Annotated in this window: 18 protein-coding genes; 9 read left to right on the forward strand and 9 right to left on the reverse strand. The window is 67.0% G+C overall.

Annotated elements, in window-relative coordinates; genetic code table 11:
* The first annotated feature begins 2 nt into the window (after positions 1-2).
* Complete coding sequence (locus KF907_RS11650) at positions 3-755, forward strand: SDR family NAD(P)-dependent oxidoreductase (RefSeq protein WP_291220563.1); 753 nt, start codon at positions 3-5, stop codon at positions 753-755.
* A gap of 164 nt (positions 756-919) precedes the next feature.
* Here KF907_RS11650 and KF907_RS11655 read toward each other — a convergent pair whose 3' ends face one another.
* Together KF907_RS11655 and KF907_RS11660 are read right to left on the reverse strand one after the other, a co-directional pair.
* Positions 920-1,291 carry a DUF3861 domain-containing protein gene (locus KF907_RS11655; protein WP_291220564.1) on the reverse strand — a complete coding sequence of 124 codons (372 nt, stop codon included), beginning with the start codon at positions 1,289-1,291 and terminating at the stop codon, positions 920-922.
* Positions 1,292-1,303: 12 nt separating this feature from the next.
* Entirely contained in the window at positions 1,304-2,158 is an 855-nt protein-coding gene (locus KF907_RS11660) for an SDR family oxidoreductase (protein WP_291220566.1), read from the reverse strand.
* Positions 2,159-2,311: 153 nt separating this feature from the next.
* Between KF907_RS11660 and KF907_RS11665 the strand changes: the two genes are divergently transcribed.
* Positions 2,312-2,683: a winged helix-turn-helix transcriptional regulator gene (locus KF907_RS11665; protein ID WP_291220567.1), complete on the forward strand. Its 372-nt coding sequence runs from the start codon at positions 2,312-2,314 to the stop codon at positions 2,681-2,683.
* A gap of 348 nt (positions 2,684-3,031) precedes the next feature.
* Here KF907_RS11665 and KF907_RS11670 read toward each other — a convergent pair whose 3' ends face one another.
* The 4 genes from KF907_RS11670 to KF907_RS11685 form a co-directional block, all read right to left on the reverse strand.
* Positions 3,032-5,134 carry a hypothetical protein gene (locus KF907_RS11670; RefSeq protein WP_291220569.1) on the reverse strand — a complete coding sequence of 701 codons (2,103 nt, stop codon included), beginning with the start codon at positions 5,132-5,134 and terminating at the stop codon, positions 3,032-3,034.
* Positions 5,135-5,174: 40 nt separating this feature from the next.
* Positions 5,175-7,472 carry a protein kinase domain-containing protein gene (locus KF907_RS11675; RefSeq protein ID WP_291220571.1) on the reverse strand — a complete coding sequence of 766 codons (2,298 nt, stop codon included), beginning with the start codon at positions 7,470-7,472 and terminating at the stop codon, positions 5,175-5,177.
* A gap of 2 nt (positions 7,473-7,474) precedes the next feature.
* Positions 7,475-8,029: an ECF-type sigma factor gene (locus tag KF907_RS11680; RefSeq protein WP_291220573.1), complete on the reverse strand. Its 555-nt coding sequence runs from the start codon at positions 8,027-8,029 to the stop codon at positions 7,475-7,477.
* Positions 8,030-8,439: 410 nt separating this feature from the next.
* Entirely contained in the window at positions 8,440-10,167 is a 1,728-nt protein-coding gene (locus KF907_RS11685) for a M14 family zinc carboxypeptidase (protein WP_291220575.1), read from the reverse strand.
* A gap of 401 nt (positions 10,168-10,568) precedes the next feature.
* Here KF907_RS11685 and KF907_RS11690 point away from each other — a divergent pair, with 401 nt between their 5' ends.
* Positions 10,569-10,778 carry a cold-shock protein gene (locus KF907_RS11690; RefSeq protein ID WP_291220576.1) on the forward strand — a complete coding sequence of 70 codons (210 nt, stop codon included), beginning with the start codon at positions 10,569-10,571 and terminating at the stop codon, positions 10,776-10,778.
* Between the two features lie 63 nt (positions 10,779-10,841).
* Positions 10,842-11,324, forward strand: a complete 483-nt coding sequence (locus tag KF907_RS11695; RefSeq protein ID WP_291220578.1) for an FKBP-type peptidyl-prolyl cis-trans isomerase — start codon at positions 10,842-10,844, stop codon at positions 11,322-11,324.
* 236 nt (positions 11,325-11,560) lie between these two features.
* On the opposite strand, the gene KF907_RS11700 is transcribed toward KF907_RS11695, so the two are convergent.
* Positions 11,561-12,502 carry a peptidylprolyl isomerase gene (locus KF907_RS11700; RefSeq protein WP_472843868.1) on the reverse strand — a complete coding sequence of 314 codons (942 nt, stop codon included), beginning with the start codon at positions 12,500-12,502 and terminating at the stop codon, positions 11,561-11,563.
* Between the two features lie 283 nt (positions 12,503-12,785).
* Between KF907_RS11700 and KF907_RS11705 the strand changes: the two genes are divergently transcribed.
* Complete coding sequence (locus KF907_RS11705) at positions 12,786-13,124, forward strand: PadR family transcriptional regulator (RefSeq protein ID WP_472843878.1); 339 nt, start codon at positions 12,786-12,788, stop codon at positions 13,122-13,124.
* Positions 13,121-14,044, forward strand: coding sequence for a sensor domain-containing protein (locus KF907_RS11710; RefSeq protein WP_291220581.1), 924 nt, complete (start codon positions 13,121-13,123; stop codon positions 14,042-14,044). Before KF907_RS11705 ends, KF907_RS11710 begins: the two co-directional genes overlap by 4 nt.
* On the opposite strand, the gene KF907_RS11715 is transcribed toward KF907_RS11710, so the two are convergent.
* Both KF907_RS11715 and KF907_RS11720 read right to left on the reverse strand, forming a co-directional pair.
* Positions 14,038-14,985 carry an aldo/keto reductase gene (locus KF907_RS11715; RefSeq protein ID WP_291220583.1) on the reverse strand — a complete coding sequence of 316 codons (948 nt, stop codon included), beginning with the start codon at positions 14,983-14,985 and terminating at the stop codon, positions 14,038-14,040. The genes KF907_RS11710 and KF907_RS11715 overlap by 7 nt on opposite strands.
* Positions 14,986-15,083: 98 nt before the next feature.
* Complete coding sequence (locus KF907_RS11720; RefSeq protein ID WP_291220584.1) at positions 15,084-16,373, reverse strand: polyhydroxyalkanoate depolymerase; 1,290 nt, start codon at positions 16,371-16,373, stop codon at positions 15,084-15,086.
* Positions 16,374-16,548: 175 nt separating this feature from the next.
* On the opposite strand from KF907_RS11720, the gene KF907_RS11725 reads away from it, so the two are divergent.
* The 3 genes from KF907_RS11725 to KF907_RS11735 all read left to right on the forward strand — a co-directional run bounded on the left by KF907_RS11725 (position 16,549) and on the right by KF907_RS11735 (position 19,734).
* Positions 16,549-18,378, forward strand: coding sequence for a M61 family metallopeptidase (locus KF907_RS11725; RefSeq protein WP_291220586.1), 1,830 nt, complete (start codon positions 16,549-16,551; stop codon positions 18,376-18,378).
* Positions 18,379-18,401: 23 nt separating this feature from the next.
* Entirely contained in the window at positions 18,402-19,010 is a 609-nt protein-coding gene (locus KF907_RS11730; RefSeq protein WP_291220587.1) for a class I SAM-dependent DNA methyltransferase, read from the forward strand.
* A gap of 166 nt (positions 19,011-19,176) precedes the next feature.
* Positions 19,177-19,734 carry a hypothetical protein gene (locus KF907_RS11735; protein WP_291220588.1) on the forward strand — a complete coding sequence of 186 codons (558 nt, stop codon included), beginning with the start codon at positions 19,177-19,179 and terminating at the stop codon, positions 19,732-19,734.
* Position 19,735 lies beyond the last annotated feature (1 nt).

The following is a 19,735-nucleotide window of genomic DNA, read 5'->3' on the forward strand; positions in this document are numbered from 1 at the left end:
CCATGCGCTACTCATTCAGCGGTCAATCCGCCCTCGTCACCGGTGCCGCATCCGGCATCGGCGAGGCCACCGCCCGCCTGCTCGCGGCCAACGGCCTGTCCGTCGTTGTATCGGATCTCAAGGCCGATGCGGTGGAGCGCGTCGTGGCCGCGATCACCGCAGCCGGCGGGCGTGCCGTGGGGCACGTCGCCGACGTCTCCAGCGCCACCGATGCCAAGGCCACGGTCGACCGCGCGGTCGAGGCCTTTGGTGCCCTGCATTACGCGGTCAACAATGCCGGCATCGTCGGTCCTGCGACGGCGGTAGGCGAGCTGGAACCGGCGGACTGGCGGCGCGTCATCGACATCAACCTCGGTGGCGTGGCCTACGGCCTGCGCCATCAGATCCCGGCCATCCTCGCCGCTGGTGGCGGTGCCATCGTCAACACGTCTTCGATCATGGGCCTGGTCGGCAGCCCTGCCGATCCGGCCTATGTCGCCTCCAAGCACGGCGTCACCGGGCTGACCCGGTCGGCGGCGCTGGCCTATTCGAGTCAGGGTGTCCGCGTCAATTCGGTTCATCCCGGCGGCGTTGAGACGCCGATCCTGGACACGGTCGACCCCAAGGCGCTCGAAGGGCTTGTCGACCAGCATCCGATCGGTCGACTGGGACGTGCCGATGAGATCGCGCATGCCGTGGCGTTCCTGCTGTCGGAAGGCGCCGGCTTCATCACGGGGGCCACGCTGGTCGCCGACGGCGGGTACACCGCGCGCTGAGATTTCGCACAGCAGACCGACAGAGCCGCGCCATGATGGTGAGCTTGAGGATTCCCTGATTCACTTCCCTGAATGCGGCCAGACGCGTCTGGCCCATTCCCGATGCAGCGACGTCCCCTCGCTATGAGTAGCGTTCGAAAATGTGCACCTTGGCGCAAGCGGCATCAGGCGTCCTTGAGCGAGGCTTTCAGCTTTTTCATGAACTCCAGAAAGTGCGGCCGCATCTCGGTGAACAGCGATGAGTCCCGGTGCAGCAGCATGGTTTCGCCGAACAGTTTCAGGCCGATGGCGAATGCGGCGGCCTCGTCTGGCGGGAACTGTCCGGCTTCCTGCACGCGCTTGACGATCTCGGTGAGTTCGTCATGGTTGGTCGCGGTGAATGCGATCGCGGGGCCGTCGGTGGGGTTGCCGTCCTTGTCCTCGGTACGGCGGACGGTGATGGTGTACTTGTGGCTTTTCATGGTGGGCTCGTGGTTGTGGTCAGGGTAGGGCGCGGCATTCCGCGCGGTGGGCCTTGCGCCGCCTGTGCGACGCAAGGCCGCCGTGCATCAAGCCGCCGCCTTCAGTGCCTGTGCCACGACGGTGGACAGGGGCGTGGTCGGCCGGCCCAGCAGCTTCGACAGCTGGTGCCCGTCGTCGAACAGGCCGCCCTTTGCGGCACCGGTATCCCAGGAAGCGAATGCACCCGCCAGGCCCTCCGGCAGGCCGGCGCCCTCGAGCGCGGCGGCATACTCGGCCTCGGGCAGGTCGACATAGGGAATCGAGCGGCCGGCCTGTCGGGAGATTTCCGCGGCGAGGTCGGCCAGGGTGTAAGCATCGTCGCCGGCAAGCTCGTAGGTCTTGCCCGCGTGGCCGGTGCTGCTCAGGACCACCGCGGCCGCTTCGGCATAGTCGGCCCGCGGCGCGGAGGCAATCCGGCCTTCGCCGGCGCTGCCGTGGAAGGCGCCGTTGGCCAATGCCGCCGGCACCGAGGCGGTGTAGTTCTCGGTGTACCAGCCGTTGCGCAGCAGGGTGTGGGGAATGCCCGATTCCTTGAGCATCGCTTCGGTCTGCCGGTGCTCATCGGCCAGGTTCAATGGCGAGACGTCCGCATGCAGCAGGCTGGTGTAGACGATCTGCCTGACCCCGGCCTGTTTGGCTGCGGTGATGACATTGGCGTGCTGAGCAGCACGTTGCCCCACTTCACTGCTGGAGATCAGCAGCAGCGTATCGATGCCGGCCAGCGCCGGTGCGAGCTGCTCGGGCCGGGTGTAGTCGAAGGCGCGAGCCGCCACGCCCAGGTCCGCGGCCTTGGCCGGTGTGCGTACCAGCGCCACGATGTCCGTGGCCGGCACCTTTTGCTTGAGGGTGGCGATGACCAGGTGGCCCAGCTGGCCGGTGGCTCCGGTGATGGCGATGTTCATGGTGTGGCTCCTTTCATTGACGGGTGGAGTCCCGAAGTCTAGGATTAGCGCTTACGAATAGTAAGTACGCACACAAAGGTAAGTATGAACACTGTTCAGCCTCGCGTATCCGCGGCACCGGCCACTGAAACCGACTCGCCTTTGCTGGATCAGATGCAGCGCGGTCAACTGTTGGCAGCCGCCTGCCCCTCGCGCGAAGTGCTCAAGCACATGACCAGTCGCTGGGGCGTGCTGGTGTTGATGGTGCTGGAAACGCGCATGCACCGCTTCAGCGAGCTGCGCCGCACCATCGGCGGGGTAAGCGAGCGCATGCTGGCGCAGACCCTGCAATGGCTGGAAAGCGATGGGCTGGTGGATCGCATCGCCCATGACGTGGTGCCGCCGCACGTCGAGTACCGCCTGACCCCGTTGGGGCAGGAAGCCGCGGCGAAGGTACGCGGCTTGGCGGACTGGATCGAGATCAATCTGCCGCGGGTACTTCGCGCTCGAGCCTTGCGCCGCGACGAGTACGCAGCTACCCGCTGAGCACACCGCTGGAGCCTGCATGCGCCCCACGCCGTGGCTGGGGAACGAACGGTGCTCGGCCGCTGCCGGAGATGCGTCGCAGCGCAAGGACGAGGTACATGCTCACCTCGTGCGCGGCCGCTGCGAACGTGCGGATGTCACCCCGTCATTGGGAATCCGAAGGTTGGGGCGGTGCCGTGCGGGCGCAGTTCGTTGTTGCGCCGGCTCGACAGACGGCCAGTCTGCCTTCGCCGTCGCGCCTGGATCTGCGCCCGCACGGGATGGTGACGACGTTGCGGGATCGAAAAGCACATCCCTGGCGCCGCCCCGACCGGTGCAGGCACCGCCATCCCGGCAGACGCCACGTACTCAGGGATCGGCACCATCGCAGAACATGTGCACGTCGAGAGTCAGTCGTGCGCGATCCGGCAGGACTTCGACCTCGGCGCGTGAGCAGCGCTTTCCGGGCGGCAGTACCATCTGGTCGAACTGTCCGCTGACCGCGTTGCCGGTGACGATGTCGATGACCAGTTCGCCTTCGGTATCGAATCCGGGGGGGAAGTCGAGGAGCAGGCTGCCGTCGAGCACGATGTTGCCGCCGCCGACGATCCGGTCGAAGCTCGGTGCGCCGAAGACATCGATGTGCAGTTCGCTGGTGCTGGTCATGACGAGTTGCGTGCCGGCGTCGAGGGTCAGCACGCCGGTCGGGCCAACTGGGGCGAATGGCTGGTCGGGGTCAATGGCGCCTTCGATGCGCAGGTTGCCCGCCAGGCGTCCGAAGCCGGTCAAGGTCTGGGCGGGACCCAAGGTCATGAGGCCCGTGCCGGCGCTGAGCGTAGCGGCGTTGCCCGACGTGCTGGAGGCGGCCAGGCGCACCGCGCCGCTGCCGTCGATGAGGACATCGCCGACACCCCGCACCGTGGCGAAATTCGGGCCGCAGCCGGCGTTGTCCACCGTGATGACGCCATCGTTGTCGATGCCGCCGACGAGTTCCAGCTCGCGGAAGCAGGGCACCCACACATTGGCGCCGCCGGAGATCGCGAGATTCTCGAGGCGGGAGGCAGATCCATCCATGACGATGATGCCGTCGCCGCTGGTCGCCAGCACGCCACCACGCACGGTTCCAGCGCTCAGCACCACGCTGGAATCCGCCGCCGCGCGCAGCGTGCCAACGAGGCTCTGATCCAGCGTGGTGTCAAACAGGAGAATGCTGCCGCCGTTGCGGGCTTCCATCAGGCCTTCGTTCGCCATGGCGGAGGTCTGCATCTGCAGGATGCCCGCACCGCTGCCCTGGCCATTGCGGTCGGCCAGCACTTCGCCCTGATTGGTCAATGCCAGCGAGATCGTGCCGACACCGCCGATGGTGTGGCCGGGCGCGTTGACCAGCGCATAGCCGGTTCCGCCAAAGATGTCGGTCAACCCGCCGTCCTCCAGCTGCAGCCGGCCAGTGCCGCTGATCGTCGCGCTCTCGCCAAAGCGCGAGGCCACGAAGCCTTGGGTGAGGATGATGCCGTCGTTGCGCAGACCGGCCGGGCCGATCTGCAGACCGAGGTTATTCGGGACCTCCACACGCGCCGACGCCTGCAGATGCACGTCCTCGATCGGCGCGCCCTGGCAGGTGATCACCAGCGGCCCCGGACCGAACACCTGGCCGCCGGTCAGGCCGCGATTGCCGCAGTTGCCCAACGAGGCGCTGCTGCCGGCGTCGATGCGGATCGATCCGTCGGGCGACTGGTCGAAGCCGTTGCTGCCGTTGCCCGTTGCAAGGCGCAGGTGGCCGCCGTTGCGGGCGCGCATGGTGCCGTTGTTGGTGACCGTGTGAAGCCCCGAAAACGCCAGCTCCGCGCCGGCGACGTCGGCTTCGATGGTGCCGTCGTTCTGCAGGCTGACGGTGATGTTGCCGCTGCCCTGGATCGTGTGGGTCGGCCAGTTCACCAGATGCCATCCGGCACTGCCAGGTGCTTCGATGCTGGCGTTGTGGCCGGCGGGCTTGTGCAGGCGAATGCGACCGCTGCCGTTGGCATTGGTGTGGGTGGCGATCACCAGTCGCGAATCCTGCAGCGCGTCGGCGCCACCGACCAGAATGGTCCCTTCGTTGTCGATCTGGCTGCCGTGCACTTCCAGGATGCCCGGTGTCGAGGAGCCTGCGATCCGCAGGGTCGCGTGCGGGTTGCCGATGCTCAGGTGATGGCATTGCCCGATGGCCCCCTGGCCCAGCAGGCTGACCGTGTAGGGCGTGTTGTACGACAGGTGGGCGGTGACCAATGAATCCGGCGGTCCCGCCTGGTGCGGCAGCACGGCGCCCCAGCGGAAAGGTTCGAACCACAGGTCATCCACCGCTTGCGCCCAGAAGGCAATGCCGTTGGGGCCGGGCGTCTGCGCCCGTGCGGAATGGGCGCCGAGGCCGGCGCAGGCCAGCAGCGCCGGCAGAGCTGCGCGCCGCAGGAATCGGTGGAACGTGGTGGTTTTCATTGAAGGCTCCCCTGCGCAGTCGAAATGCTGCGCCTGCCTTCTAAGGCGTGGAACGGCCTGCGGATGTCTCATCGCCTTGGTCGCCGGGCTTGCCGGCCGCCGCGCGCAGCAGTTCCCGCGCCTGATCGAGCCACTGCGGAGCCGCCGAATCGGCACGCTCGAACACGGCCAGCGCCGCCTCGGCGTGACGCTGCGTGCCGGCCAGGTCGCCAGCCGCCAGAGCAACGCGCGCGGCGCCGAGATGGACGTGGCCGCGGCCAATGTAGTCTGGAGCGAATGCGCGCTCGGCCAGCGCCACGGCGCGTGCGGCCGAGGCTTTGGCATCGTCGATCCGGCCTAGTTCGGCCTGCAGCCGGGCGGCGTTGATGAGCGAACCGGCGAGATCGGCGTGGTCGGGTCCGAAGGCCTGTTCGCGCACCTGCGCGGCGCGCTGGAACAGGCTCAAGGCCTCTTCGCGATCGCCGCGATCGCGCTGCACGAGGGCAAAGTTGTTCAGCGCAATGGCATAGGCGACCGTGCGCTGCGGCAGCGCGCGCCCAAGACGTTCGATAGCCTCACGGTAGGTCTGTTCGGATTGGTCGAGCCGGCCCAGCCCCTGCAGCGCGCTGCCGAGGTTTTCCAGGCGCGCGCCGAGTGCGCCGTCGTCGATCGCGAGGCGGCGCCCACTGGCAACCGAGGCTCGGGCGAATGCGACCGCCTCCTCGAAACGACCGAGGTCGCTCAGCAGCGAGGCGAGATCGTTCTGCACCTCACCCGCGTCGCGCAGCAGCGCAGGATCGGCGGAAAAGACCTCGAGTGCCGCACGGTAGTCGGCTTCGGCGGCATCGGTGCGGCCGCGTGTCCAGGCCAGCAGCGCACGCGCCTGCAGCACCTCGGCCCAGCCGCGCGTACCGGGCGTGCGCAGGGCCAGCGCGCGGGCAAACTGCGCTTCGGCGGCGTCCAGTTGCATCAGGTTGGTGTAGGCCAGTCCGATGCCGAGGCGAACGTCGGCCTCGCTGTCGGCCTGGCCGCGGAAATGGTCGGGGATGCGCGGCAGGGCCTGGTCGAGTGCTTCCTTGAGCGTGGGTTCGCGCCCGCTCACAACCGGGTTGGCGTCGGCGATCAGGGCGAGCAGGAACGCGCGCGCGCTCTCCGCCCGTGCCGCCTCGCGCGCTACCTGCCAGGCCTGGTGGGCCGCGATGCCCAGGCCGATCGCCAGCGCGAGTGCGGCCGCGCCGGCCGAAGTGACCGCCAGCGCATTGCGACGGACGAACAGGCGCGCGCGATACAGCGCATCCCCTTGGCGCGCGCTGACCGGCCGCGACGCCAGCCAGCGCCCGAGGTCTTCGCCGAGGGCGGCGGCACTGGCATAGCGGCGTTCCGGATCGGCTGCCAGTGCCTTGAGCAGCACGCGATCGAGGTCGCCGCTGAGCAGCGAGCGCCAGTGCCTGAGATCGCGTGGCAGCAGCGCCAGCGCGGCAGCATCGATGCGTGCGCTCGGCCGGGTCGGCGCCTGGCGTCGCATATGTGCCAGTGCTTGCGCAGTGGACTGCCCCGCGTGCTCGAAGGCGTGTCGCCCGGTCAGCAACAGGTGCAGCAGCAGACCCAGCGCGAACACGTCGGAGGCGGTGGTGAGCGGCTCACCGGCCAGTTGCTCGGGGCTGGCGAATTGCGGCGTCAGCGGGGCGAAGCCGGTGCCGGTGAGGCCCGCCTCGCCGGCAAGGCTCTTGGCGATCCCGAAATCGAGCAGCTTGACCTGGCCTTCGGCCGTCACCATCACGTTGGCGGGCTTGATGTCGCGGTGCAGGATCAAGGCCCGATGCGCTGCTTCCACCGCCGCGATCACCTGCAGAAACAACAGCACCCGCTCGCGCAGCGCGAGGCGCCGATTGGCGCACCAGCGGTCGATCGGCTCGCCGTCGACGTACTCCATGGCGACGTAAGGCCGGCCATCGGCGGCGCTGCCGCCATCGATCACGTGGGCGATGTTGGGATGCTCGAAGCGTGCGAGGAACTGGCGTTCGGCGTGGAAACGCGCCACCGCCGCGGCACCGCCGATACCCAGCGCACTCAGTTTCAGCGCCGCGCGCTGGCGGAAGCCCGCGCCTTCGCGCTCGGCCAGGAACACCTCGCCCATGCCGCCGCTGCCGAGCCGCTCCAGCACCCGCCAGTCGCCGATCCGCGCAGGCAGGGCCTCCGGCTCGAAGCGACCTTCGCTTTCGCCGTGGGCACGCAGCAAGGCCAGCGCGTCCTGCAGCAACGAGGGCGAGGCGCCGGCGGCCTCGTGCAGGAAACGCTCGCGCGCGTCGCGTGGCTGGTCGAGCGCCTGTTCCAGCAGTGACAGCGCGCGTGGATCCATGCTCAGGCCAGTTGCAGGTGCAGGAACGCCCGCGCGACCTCCCAGTCGCGCTGCGCGGTGGCGCGCGAAATACCCAAGAGCTCGGCGATCTCTGCCATTTCCAACCCACCGAAGTAACGCAGTTCGACGACCTGCGCCTTGCGTGCATCGTGCGCCTCGAGGTGTTGCAAGGCCTGCTCCAACGCCAGCACGTCGACGTCGCGTTCGAGCAGGACCGTATCGGCCGCCGACAGCGTCACCGGCGCCACGCCGCCGCCGCGCTTGTCGGCCTTGTGCTGACGTGCATGGTCGATCAGAACCTGGCGCATCCGCCGCGCGGCGAGCGCATAGAACTGGCTGCGGTCGCTCGATTCCGGATCCTGCTCGGCCGACAAGCGCATCCAGGCCTCGTGAACCAGTGCCGTGGGCGTCAGCGTGTGTCCGCTGCGCTCGCCCGCAAGCTGACGTTGGGCGAGGCGGCGAAGTTCGGCATAGATCAACGGCAGCAGCGCCGCTTCGGCGTTGGCATCGCCGGCCGCGCGCGCGCGAAGCAAACGGGTGACCGCCCCGAAAGTCATCCGCGCTGTCCACGCTGGGGTCGATCGTGCATTGTCGGCATGCGCCTTCCCATCGGCTGTCGGGATGCTCAGCATGATAGGCGCGCGCGGGTCGACCGGCGAGCGCGAGCTACGCGGCAGCGGGGCTGACGGCGGTCCGGCCCCGTGGAACGTTCGCCCCGCATGGCGGCTGAGGTGCTGCCTCAAGGATGCTCTGGTCAAACCTGCAATGGCGCCATGACATCCACTAGGTTGGGGCCGTCCTGTGCGGGCGCGGCTCGGCGTTGCGCCGGCTCGACAGACGGCCAGTCTGCCTTCGCCGTCGCGCCTTGATCTGCGCCCGCACAGGACGGCGACGCGGTTGTGGGATTGATCAGGACATCCTTGACCATGAACCGGATCGCCGCGCGCGTCCCTGCCGCACTTCGGGGTCATTCCTGTGCGGGCGGCTCGAAGCCGTCGCGGAAGATCGTGTCGTTTGGGGCGAGCACATCGAGGAACACCGCGTCAGGTACGCCGGGCGTGCCGCCGTTTGCCGCATTCACGCCTTGCACGTAGACGAGATGACGGCCGGGGGCGAGACCGCTGGTGTCGAGGTTGCCGATGACGTTCTCGGTCTTGGAGTTGAAATTTCCGTCCGCCGCGGCAAGCGGGATATGCAGCGCGTCGGCATGCCAGGGCGGGAGATCGATCGTCGCGCGCGCTGCGGTGATGGCGAAAGTCGGCTGCGCCGGCGATGCCGTGCGGTAGCGCAGGTCGTCGATGGTTGCCATGATCGACACCGGCTGGCCGGCCTCGACCTGCATCGGCGCCAGCGACAGGGAATGGGTTTCGGGGCCGAGCGGCAGTTGGTACGGTGCCTTCGCCGTGCGTGCGGCGTATTTCAGCGCGGCCAGGTTGTGCGGAAACACGGTCGATTCGAACGTGCTGCACGACTGGAAGAACGAGCTGCCGACTTCCATGACGAAGGACGGCGCGCCGAGCTGGCCGTAGAACGTGTCGATGGTGCCGCCATCGGTCGCGTAAAGCTGCACCGCGCGCAGCGGCGTGTACTGGTTGAACCAGGCGAGGCGTCGGCCGAGTACCTGGAACGCGGAGGCGTTCGGTGTCGACGTGTTCACGTCGCCCCAAGGGTACAGCACGAGGCCGCCGTAACTGTGGATGTCGAAGAAGATGCCGGCGTAGTCATCGGGCGCGGCGATGGTGGTGGCATCGGCCTTGCGGTCGGGCAGGGCGCCGCCACTGAACGCGCCGTCCTCACCCTGGATGCCGGCGACGTAGCGCACGAGGTTCTGGGTCTCCGGCTCGGACATCGGCGCCGGACCACGGTAGACCGCCTCGCAGGGCGCGCCACTCGAGCCACCCGGCGCGCTGTTCCAGTGGAACGGGAAATTGCGATTGAGGTCGATGCCCGCGTGGTAGCTGCTGTCTGGCGAGCCCGAGCAGACGTTGTTCGAGGTGTTGGTGTTCTTGCGCCAGAGCAGGCCGGCTTCGGCCTTCTTGCGGCCGTCCGGGTTGGCATGCAGGACGAAGCGGAAATCGACGTGGTCGACCAGCCAGGTTGCCTGCGGGTCGGTGCCGTAACCGGTGACCAGCCATTCCGCCATGCGTGTCAGCAGCTCGGCTGGCGCGTACTCGCGCGCGTGGATCGAGCCGAACAGGACCATGGGTGGACGCCCGGGATCGCTGGCGGCGGTGGCGAGATGGGTCACACGCAGCGCGCGCATCCTGTAGCCGTTGGCCGGCAACTGCACGTGTTCCCAGGTCGGGCCGATGTCGTCCGCGACCGCGATGTCGGGATGGGCGAGGACGAGGGCGTCGATGCGGGCAGCGGTTTCCTCGACCGTGCGGTAGCAGGTGTAGGAAGGGATGCTCGCGAGCGCCGCACCCGGCGGTTGCAGCTCGCGCAGCAGGGCCGAGGCGACCATGTCCACATGCACTTCGAAGCCGGCCCCGGTGAGGAAGGCGATGCCTGCCTCGTCGGCCTCGACGGTCAGCAGGCGCTGGTCGCGGTCGAGGATGACGTGCTGGAAATGGGCGCCGAGGTGCCGCAACTGGGCTTCGTCGGTGTAGCGTGCGTCGACGATCCACTCCCCGGCGCGGACAGTGGCAGGCAGCACCACGGCAAGCATGGCGATGAACACGATGATCGTGCGCAAGCTGGCATCCTCCCCGGAAAGGCGTGCACGGTAGCGCCGGATCGGCAGTTCTGGAAGTCGCCCGCGGCGGGCGATCGGGTCTGGCCTGTGCTCGCGGGGGGGCGTGGTTAAGGATGCTCTGATCAATCCCGCACAGGACGGCCCCAACCTTGAGGATGTCATGACGCCGCTGAGGGATTGATCGGAACATCCTTAACGGAATATTCGCATTTGCCGTCGGGCTCGCGTACACTCCGCCGCACTGTGTATGCCGGATCACAATGAATCGTGACACGGGCATAGCCGATCCTTGATCTGCCACTTGCCGCGTCCCGCTACAGCTCCTCGCACACCCAGTACCACGACGCTTCACGAGGGGCGCGTGTTTCCTTCAAGCAAGTTCCAATCAAGGGTTCATTGTCATGTCCAATCGCGAAACTGGCACGGTCAAGTGGTTCAACGACGCCAAGGGTTTCGGCTTCATCACGCGTGAGTCGGGTCCCGACGTGTTCGTGCACTTCCGTTCGATCGAAGGCACCGGCTTCAAATCGCTCGCCGAAGGCCAGAAGGTCACCTTCACCGTGACCCAGGGCCCGAAGGGTCCGCAGGCGGAAGCCGTCCGTCCGGAGTAAGCCGACAGGTTTGCTGTTCGACCCCGGGTGCTCGCGCCCGGGGTTTTTTTATGGAGTGTCGAAATGCAGATCACCGAACGGATGGTCGCCTCGTTCCACTACACCCTGACCAATGACGCGGGCGAAGTGCTCGACAGCTCGCGCGGACGCGAGCCGCTGGTCTACCTGCACGGCGGACACAACATCGTGCCGGGACTCGAGGCGCAGATGGCCGGTCATGTCGCCGGCGACCGCTTCACGGCCGATGTCGCCGCCGCCGAGGGCTATGGCGACTACATCGACGAACTCGTCCAGGTCGTTCCGCGCAAGGCTTTCGCCGGCGTCGACGAACTCGAAGTGGGCATGCAGTTCCAGGCGCAGACCGCACACGGCACGATCCCGGTCGTCATCACCGAGATCGACGGCGACGAAGTCACCGTCGACGGCAACCACCCCCTCGCCGGTGAGGCCCTGCATTTCGACATCGAAATCGTCGACGTGCGTGAGGCCAGCGTCGAGGAAGTCCTGCACGGACACGTGCACGGGGCAGGTGGGCATCATCATTGATGCGGCTCGCGGCTCACGCCGCGTCGCCGGCGGACGCGCCAACCGCAGGGGTGCCCTGATCAATCTCGCAATGGCGTCATGACATCCGCACGGTTGGCAGCGGGCCTTGCGGGGGTCACCCCGTCATTGGGAATCAAAAGCTTGGGGCTGTCCCGTACGGGCGCAGTTCGGCCTTGCGCCGGCTCGATCTGCGCCCGCACAGAACGGTGACGCCGTAGTTGGATTGAGGAACATCCCTAGGTCTCCCTTGCCGGCAGCGGCACGCTGCACAGGTCGATGCTGCCGGCCGGGACGTGGTACCAGTCGTCGCGGCGGTTGCGGCGCGATTCGATCAGGGCCTGGAAGGTTGCCGTGTCGGTGCGCAGTAGTTCGAGCGCACTGCGTTCGGCGACGGGGACGTCGGCCGCGACGCGCATGGACAGGATCGGCAGGCGCTGCCCAGGATCTTCGTAGAAGCCGAGTGGCCCGCTGCCACGTGGCAGTGACGACAGTAGTTCCATGCCCTTGACCACGCGGCCGACCGTGGCGATGTTGCGGTCGAGCTGACGTGGCGCATGGCCGATCACGACGTAGAGCTCGGCGCCGTTGCCCGATTCGGCGTCGTTGTCACGGCCGGCACCGACCATGCCGTAACAGTGCGCGAGCCAGGCTTGGCCCGATTTCGGATCGCGTGCGGCCGGGAAGCCGCCGGAGAAGCCGACTTCGGGTGCGAACACATCGCCGTCGGCGAGGCGGGTGAACGGCAGGCCTTTCAGCGGTCGCGTGAACTCGGCGGCAAGCGTGCGCTTCGCCTTGCCGAGCGGACGCGCGGCGTGCTCGTCACTGCCGGCGGGATCACCCCATTGGGTCACGAAATTGTCCTGCACGCGCAGGATGGCGAGGCCGTCGAAGTACTTCTCTCGCACCAAGGTGCGGATGTTGTCGGCATGCAGCGGCGCGAAGGCCGTGGCCAGCTCGATGACGACGCGGCCGCGCGGCAATTCGAGATAGAGCGTGTTCTCGGGCGCGAGTGTTCGCCAGTCATCCGGCTTCGCAGCCTCGAGAACCTGCTGCATCGTCAACGCCGGCGTTGCTGGTTCTGCATCGCGGGGGCGTGCCTGCGTGGTGGCACAGGTGAGGGCGGCGAGCGCGCCGGCGGTGGCTGGAAGCAGGAAAGACAAACGAGTGGGCTTTGGCACGGCGGACTCCGGCAGTGGCGTGTGGTCATGATGGGCCGTCGGGGACCCCTTCGCCGCACCGCGCAGGAACGCGGGATGGGAGGAGCGTCGAACCCCCTGGCGGTCACGAACCAGGAGGAGGATCGCGCGGGCTCATGGTCCTGCCAACCCCGCGGCCTCGGCATGACTTCTGGCCGATTTGCTATTAATAAGTACATAGTATTGTCCAATCAACGCTATTACGGATCGGACAAGACCCGCCGTGGACGAGCTCGAGGGCCATCTCAAGAAATTCCAGAAGGAAATGTCGGCCGGCACGGTTTCGCTCGTGCTGCTTGGCGTCCTTGCCCGGGCCGAGGCGCCGCTGTACGGCTATCTGATCGCCAAGCGTCTCGGCGCGGCCGGCGAGGGCGTGCTCGCCGGCAAACAGAGCGCGCTCTACCCGGTGCTGCGCAATCTCTGCGCAGCCGGCCTGCTCGACAGCGAGATCGAGCCGTCGGTGGCCGGACCGCCGCGCCGCTACTACCGCATCACCGCGACCGGGCGCGCCGTGCTCGGCCAATGGACCGAAGCCTGGACGGCGACGCGCGATTTCGTCGATGGCGTCCTCGACGGAAGCATCAACAAGGGGGCCAGCGCATGAACCAGCCGATTCCGAAAACGATTCGCCAGTATCTCGACCAGCTGCGCGACCAACTGCGTGGCGCCGACCCGGCGATGGTGCAGGACGCGCTGTACGACGCCGAGGAGCACCTGCGCGCCGAACTGGCCGACAACCCGCAGCTCGACGAAGCCAGCATGCTCGCCCGCGTGGCGACGAGCTATGGCGCGCCGGCCGAGGTTGCCGAGATCTACCGCGTGAAGGAAGACGAGGTCGAGCGCGCGTTGCGTCCGCCGCGGCGGCGCCCACCGCTCGAGAAGTCGGCGCTCGCGCGCTTCTTCGGCGTCGCCGTCGATCCTCGTGCCTACGCGGCACTCTTCTACATGCTGCTTGCCTTCGCCACCGGCACGTTCTACTTCACCTGGGTGATGACCGGCCTGTCGCTGTCGGCGGGCCTGGCGATCCTCGTCATCGGCGTGCCGTTCGTGATCCTGTTCTTCGCCACGGTACGCGCGTTGTCGTTCGTCGAGGGAAAGATCGTCGAGGCCATGCTTGGTGTGCGCATGCCACGACGTCCCCAATACGTCGACCATGATGTGTCGATCTGGCGGCGCATCGGCGCGATGTTCACCGATGCGCGTACCTGGAGCACGCTGTTCTACATGCTGCTGATGCTGCCGCTCGGCGTGGCCTATTTCACTTTCACGCTGACCGTGCTGGCCACCTCGTTGTGCCTGATCGTGGCGCCGTTTGCGCGCTTCTACGCCGAGGATGGCGTGGTCATCATCGACGGCTCGATCCTGCACTGGGACGCGCCCGACTGGTCGTTGCCGTTGCTGTTCATCGCCGGCGTGCTGCTGCTGTTCGGCCTGCTGCACGTCGCGCGCGGCATCGGCCGCCTGCACGGGCAGCTTGCCAAGCACCTGCTCGTGCGGGTCACCGACACACCGGCGACTCAATAGCCGCTGGCGGAATCCAGTTCGGCGATGTCGATGCCGGACAGGGTCAGGTCGGCGGCGGCGAGCAGTTCGTCGAGTTGGGTGAGGCTGGTCGCGCTGACGATGGGGGCGCTGATGCCGGGGCGGGCGATGAGCCAGGCGAGAGCGACCTGGGCCGGTGTCGCCGAGCGTCGTGCAGCGACTTCGTCGAGCCTGGCAAGGATGCGCAGGCCGCGCGCATCGAGGTACTTGGCCACGCCCTGGCCACGCGCCTTGCTCTTGGCGAGGTCGGCCGTGCTGCGGTACTTGCCGCTGAGGAAGCCGCTGGCCAGCGCGTAGTAGCCGATCACGCCGATGCCTTCGGCACGTGCCAACGGTTCGAGTTCGGCCTCGTAGCCTGCGCGCGCATGCAGGTTGTATTCGGGTTGCAGGGTTTCGTAGCGCGGCAGCCCGTGCTGACGGCTGGCGGCAAGCGCGGCGGCGAGGCTCGCAGCGCTGTAGTTCGAGGCGCCGATCGCGCGCACCTTGCCTTCCTCGATGAGTCGCGAGAATGCGCCGAGCGTTTCCTCGATTGGCACGTTCGGATCTTCCTCGTGTGCCTGGTAGAGGTCGATGCGTTCGATGCCGAGGCGTTTGAGCGAGTCGTCGCAGGCAGCGCGGATGTTGGCCGGTGACAGGCCTGGATGTTTCGCCCACTTGGCGACCTTGGTGGCGATGACGACACGGTCGCGCTTGCCGCTGCGTTGCAGCCAGTCGCCGATGATCGTCTCCGATTCACCGCCCCTGTTGCCGGGCACCCAGGCCGAATACGCGTCGGCAGTGTCCACCAGGTTGAAGCCGGCGTCGACGAAGCGGTCGAGCAGGGCATGCGAAGTCGCCGTGTCGGCACTCCAGCCGAACACGTTGCCACCCAAGGCAATAGGCGCGATGTCGATGCCGGACTGGCCGAGCGGGCGTGGGGTCATGGTCGAATCTCCGTGCAACAGGAATCGGTCAGCGCGCATCGGCGCGCCACAGGTCCAGGGTTTCGAAAAGGCGGGCCGCGCGCAGGTGCGCGCGTGGCTCAGGCCTTGTTCCGGCGTAGCGCCGTCACCTTTGCCGACGCGGGCGCCGTGTCGTACTTCGCGATGAAATCGCGCACGACCGGATAGATCTTTTCGCGCCAGCGACGACCGCTGAAGATGCCGTAGTGGCCGGCACCCTTTGCGGTGAGATGCTGGCGGCGCTCGGTGGCGATGCCGGTGCACAACCGGTGCGCGGCCTCGGTCTGGCCGAGGCCCGAGATGTCGTCGAGTTCACCCTCGATGGTGAGCAGGGCCGTGCTGCGGATGTCGCCGGGTTTGACGCGCTGGCCGCCGACGTCCCACAAGCCGCGTGGCAGCAGGTGCTGCTGGAACACCGTGCGGATCGTGTCGAGGTAGTACTCGGCGGGCATGTCGAGCACGGCGTTGTACTCGTCGTAGAACTTGCGGTGCGCTTCGGCATCTTCGAGATCGCCGCGGCGCAGGTCTTCGTAGAAGTCCCAATGCGACTGGAAATGGCGGCTCGGGTTCATGGCCACGAAACCGGCGTGCTGGAGGAAGCCTGGATAGACCTTGCGCCCGGCGCCCGGATAGCTGGAGGGCACCTGGTGGATGACGTTGTTCTCGAACCAGGACAACGGTTGCGTGGTGGCGAGGTTGTTGACCTTGGTCGGGCTGCAGCGTGGGTCGATCGGTCCGCCCATCATCGTCATCGTCAGCGGTGTGGTCTCGCCGTTCGAAGCCAGCAGCGAGATCGCCGCGAGTACCGGTACGGTTGGCTGGCACACCGAGATCACATGCAGCCTCGCCGCACCGATGTGGCGGATGAACTCCTGCACGTAGGCGACGTAGTCGTCGAGGGTGAATGCGCCGTCGGCGAGCGGCACCATGCGCGCGTCGGTCCAGTCGGTGACGAAGACCTTGTGGTCCTGCAACAGGGTGCGCACGGTGTCGCGCAGCAGGGTGGAGTGGTGACCCGAGAGCGGGGCGATGACCAGCACGGCCGGATCGTTCTTCAGCTCGTACAGGGTCTCTATGTCGTCGACGAAGCGCTTGAAGCGGATCAGGTTGCAGAACGGCTTGGCCAGCGCGACCTGTTCGGAGATCGGCGTGTGGCGACCATGTGCCTGCACGGCTTCGATCGCGAAGGCCGGCTTCTCGTATTCCTTGCCGAGCCGATGAAACAGTTCGTAGCCGGCGGCGAGTCGTTGCACGCCGGGAAATCCCGATACCCAGTTGTCCTTCGACGAGAGCAGTTGCGCGGCGGCCCCGGACCAGGCGACCAGTGGATTGAGCATCGCGCGATTGAGTTCGTTGAGGCGATAGAGCATCGGTGTTGGGCCCCCTGGAACGGAAAACCGGGCTAGCTTAGCCCCTTGCGGTGCACTGCACCATTGGACGGTGGTCTATCGCCGGCGTGATGCGGCGTGGACAATCTCCCCGGATTGACACGGGAAGGGGCAAATGCGGCAAGCAGTACGAGTATCCATCATTCTGTTTTTACTGGTGTTTTCCACGGTCGGCCTGACCGCTGCGGCGACGCCCGCGGCGGCGATCCGGCTCGATGTGGATGCTTCCGATACCGACCGCCGCATTTTCCGTGTGCGTGAGGAACTGGCTGTCGAGCCGGGCCCGCTGACCCTGCACTATCCGAAATGGCTGCCCGGAAACCATGCTCCAACCGGGCCCATCGAGCAGTTTGCCGGCCTCGTCATCGGCGCCGGCGATCAGCGCCTGGCCTGGCGTCGCGACCCTCTCGACATGCATGCCTTCCATGTCGTGGTGCCGCCCGGCGTGTCGCGTCTTGCCCTGGAGTTCCAGTTCGTCTCGCCGCTCGACCGTTCTGCCGGGCGGGTCGTTGTCACGCCATCGATCATCGGCGTGCAGTGGAACGCCGTCATCCTCTATCCGGGCGGCGTTGCAGCGAAGGACATCGGTGTCGAGGCGACCCTGCGCCTGCCGGAAGGGTGGGCATATGCGACTGCGCTCGAAGGTGTGCGCCGTCCGGATGGCGTCATCGCCTTCGCGCCGACGTCGCTGGAAACCCTGGTCGATTCGCCGCTGTTCGCCGGCCGGCATTTCCGGCGCTTCGAACTCGATGCCTCGAAGGCCTCGCCAATTGGCCTCAATGCCTTCGCCGATGCCGCACATCTGCTCGAAGCGGATGCGGGCATCGTCGATGCGCATCGCGCACTCGTCGTGCAGGCTGATCGCCTGTTCGGCACGCGGCCATTCGAACGCTACGACTTCCTGCTCGCAGTGTCAGACGTGTTCTCGGGTATTGGCCTCGAACACCACCGTTCCAGCGAGAACGGCACCTATCCGGACTATCTGACCGCACCGCGCCACTTCTCCGGCCGCGATTTGCTCGCCCACGAGTACGTACATGCCTGGAATGGCAAATTCCGCCGGCCGGCCGGGTTGGCGACGCCGGACTTCCACACCCCCATGCGTGGCGACCTGTTGTGGCTGTACGAGGGGCAGACCGAGTACTGGGGCATCGTGCTTGCTGCACGTTCAGGTTTGTGGACGAGCGAACAGGCGCGCGACGCGATCGCGGAGATCGCCGCGGCCTGCGCGCATCGTGAGGGTCGCGCTTGGCGCAGCCTTGCCGATACGACGAGTCAGCCGACCATCGCCTATCGTCAGGCACCGGCTTGGCCGAATTGGCAGCGCGGACGTGACTACTATTCGGAGGGCGTGCTGGTCTGGCTGGATGTCGACACCCGTCTGCGCGAACTGAGTCGCGGCCGCAGGTCGCTGGATGACTTCGCGCGTCACTTCTTTGCCGGCGGCGACAACCGCGCGCAAGTATCGAGCTACGCGCTCGACGACATCGTGCAGGCGCTCGAACGCGTGCAGCCCGGAGACTGGGCGGCATTCCTGAAAGCACGCATCGATGCCACTGGCGACCCGGCACCACTCGACGGTCTCGCTCGTTCCGGCTGGGCGCTTGTCTACCGGGGTGAGCCGGGCACCTATGCGCGCGACGCGGCACAGACCTCGCGGCAGGCCGACTTCAGCTATTCGCTTGGTTTCAGCGTGGCATCCGGCGGCCAGATCGCCGAAGTGCTGTGGGACAGCCCGGCATTCGCCGCGGGGTTGTCGCCGGCCATGACCGTCGTCGCTGTCGATGGCGAAGCCTGGGACAACGCGCGACTCGAACGCGCAATCCGGGATGCGGCCAAACGCAAGCGTCCGGTCGAACTGCTCGTGCGCGACTTTGATCGCTACCGCAGCGTGCGCATCGACTACCACGGCGGCCTGCGGCATCCGTATCTGGAGCGCGCCAGCGGCCGCGACCGTCTCGGCGACATCCTCGCTCCGCGCCGCTGAGCGCGCCCGCCTATCGAGAGCACATGCGCAAGAACAAGGCCAAACACTACGATCGCGCCTATTTCGACCGTTGGTACCGCGATCCCGCGCATCGCGTGCGTGCACGCGCCGAAAGCCGGCGTCGCGTTGCCATGGTGGTTGCGTTGGCCGAGTTCTATCTCGGTCGCCCGATCGTCAATGTGCTCGACGTCGGTTGCGGCGAGGGTGTCTGGCGCGCGCAGCTGCGCGCGCTGCGCCCCGGCATCGACTACCTGGGCCTGGACGCCAGCGAGTATGCGATCGCGCGCTTCGGTCGCTCGCGCAATCTGCGTCTCGCACGCTTCGGCGACCTTGCCGAACTGCGATTTGAACGCCGTTTCGACCTGATCGTCTGTTCGGACGTGCTGCACTACCTCAAGGCCAACGAGATCGTGCGCGGGCTGTCCGGTTTCGACGAACTGCTGGAAGGTCTGGCCTTCCTCGAGGTGTTCACCAGCCGTGACCCGATCGAGGGCGACACGCACGGGTTCATCCGCCGCAGTCCTGCCTGGTATCGCGCACGCTTCGCCGACGCCGGCTTGCTTGCGGTCGGTTCGCAGGCGTACCTGTCGCCGCGCCTGATGCGCTCGGTGGCCGCGCTGGAGCGCGCCTGACACATGGGGGCGGCAGGAGCCCGTTCACGGGCGCTCCGGTGGCACCATTCGCAAAACAGCATCGCTCGTGAACGGGCTCCTGCCGGGGATTCCATTTGCGCCTCTCGGTTGCGGCGTCGCGGTTGTCGGCGCAGCATGCGTCCACCAATCCGGGGAGGAGCGATCCATGCGCATTTTCGTTGCGGCACTGCTCGGCGCCATCGTGCTGTTCTTTTGGCAGTTCGTTTCGCACACGATGCTGCCGATCGGCGACATGGGTTTCCGCGCACCACAGAACGAGGACGTGGTGATCCGGGCGATTGCCGACGGTGCGCCAACCACGGGCATCTATGCGTTGCCTTACATAGACATGGAGCAGTACGGCAACGAGACGGCGCAGAAGGCCTGGGTCGAGAAGGCCAAGGCCAACCGTTTTTCGTTCATCGTGGTCAGTGAACCGCAGGCCGATCCGGCCAGCATGGGGCCGCAACTCGGCAAGCAGTTCAGCTCGAATTTCCTCGGTGCGCTGATCGTCTCCCTTCTGCTCGGCGCAACCGCCTGGGGCTTCGGCGCACGCGTGCTCGGCAGCCTCGGCTTCGGCATATTCGGCTGGTTGCTCAACATCGTTCCGCAATGGAACTGGTATCGCTTTCCAGGCGACTACCTGCTCGGCGGCCTGCTTGACCAGGGCATCGGCTGGCTGCTGGCCGGCATGCCGATGGCATGGTGGTTGGGGAGGCGCTGAC

Source organism: Dokdonella sp. (assembly GCF_019634775.1).
Classification (GTDB): domain Bacteria; phylum Pseudomonadota; class Gammaproteobacteria; order Xanthomonadales; family Rhodanobacteraceae; genus Dokdonella.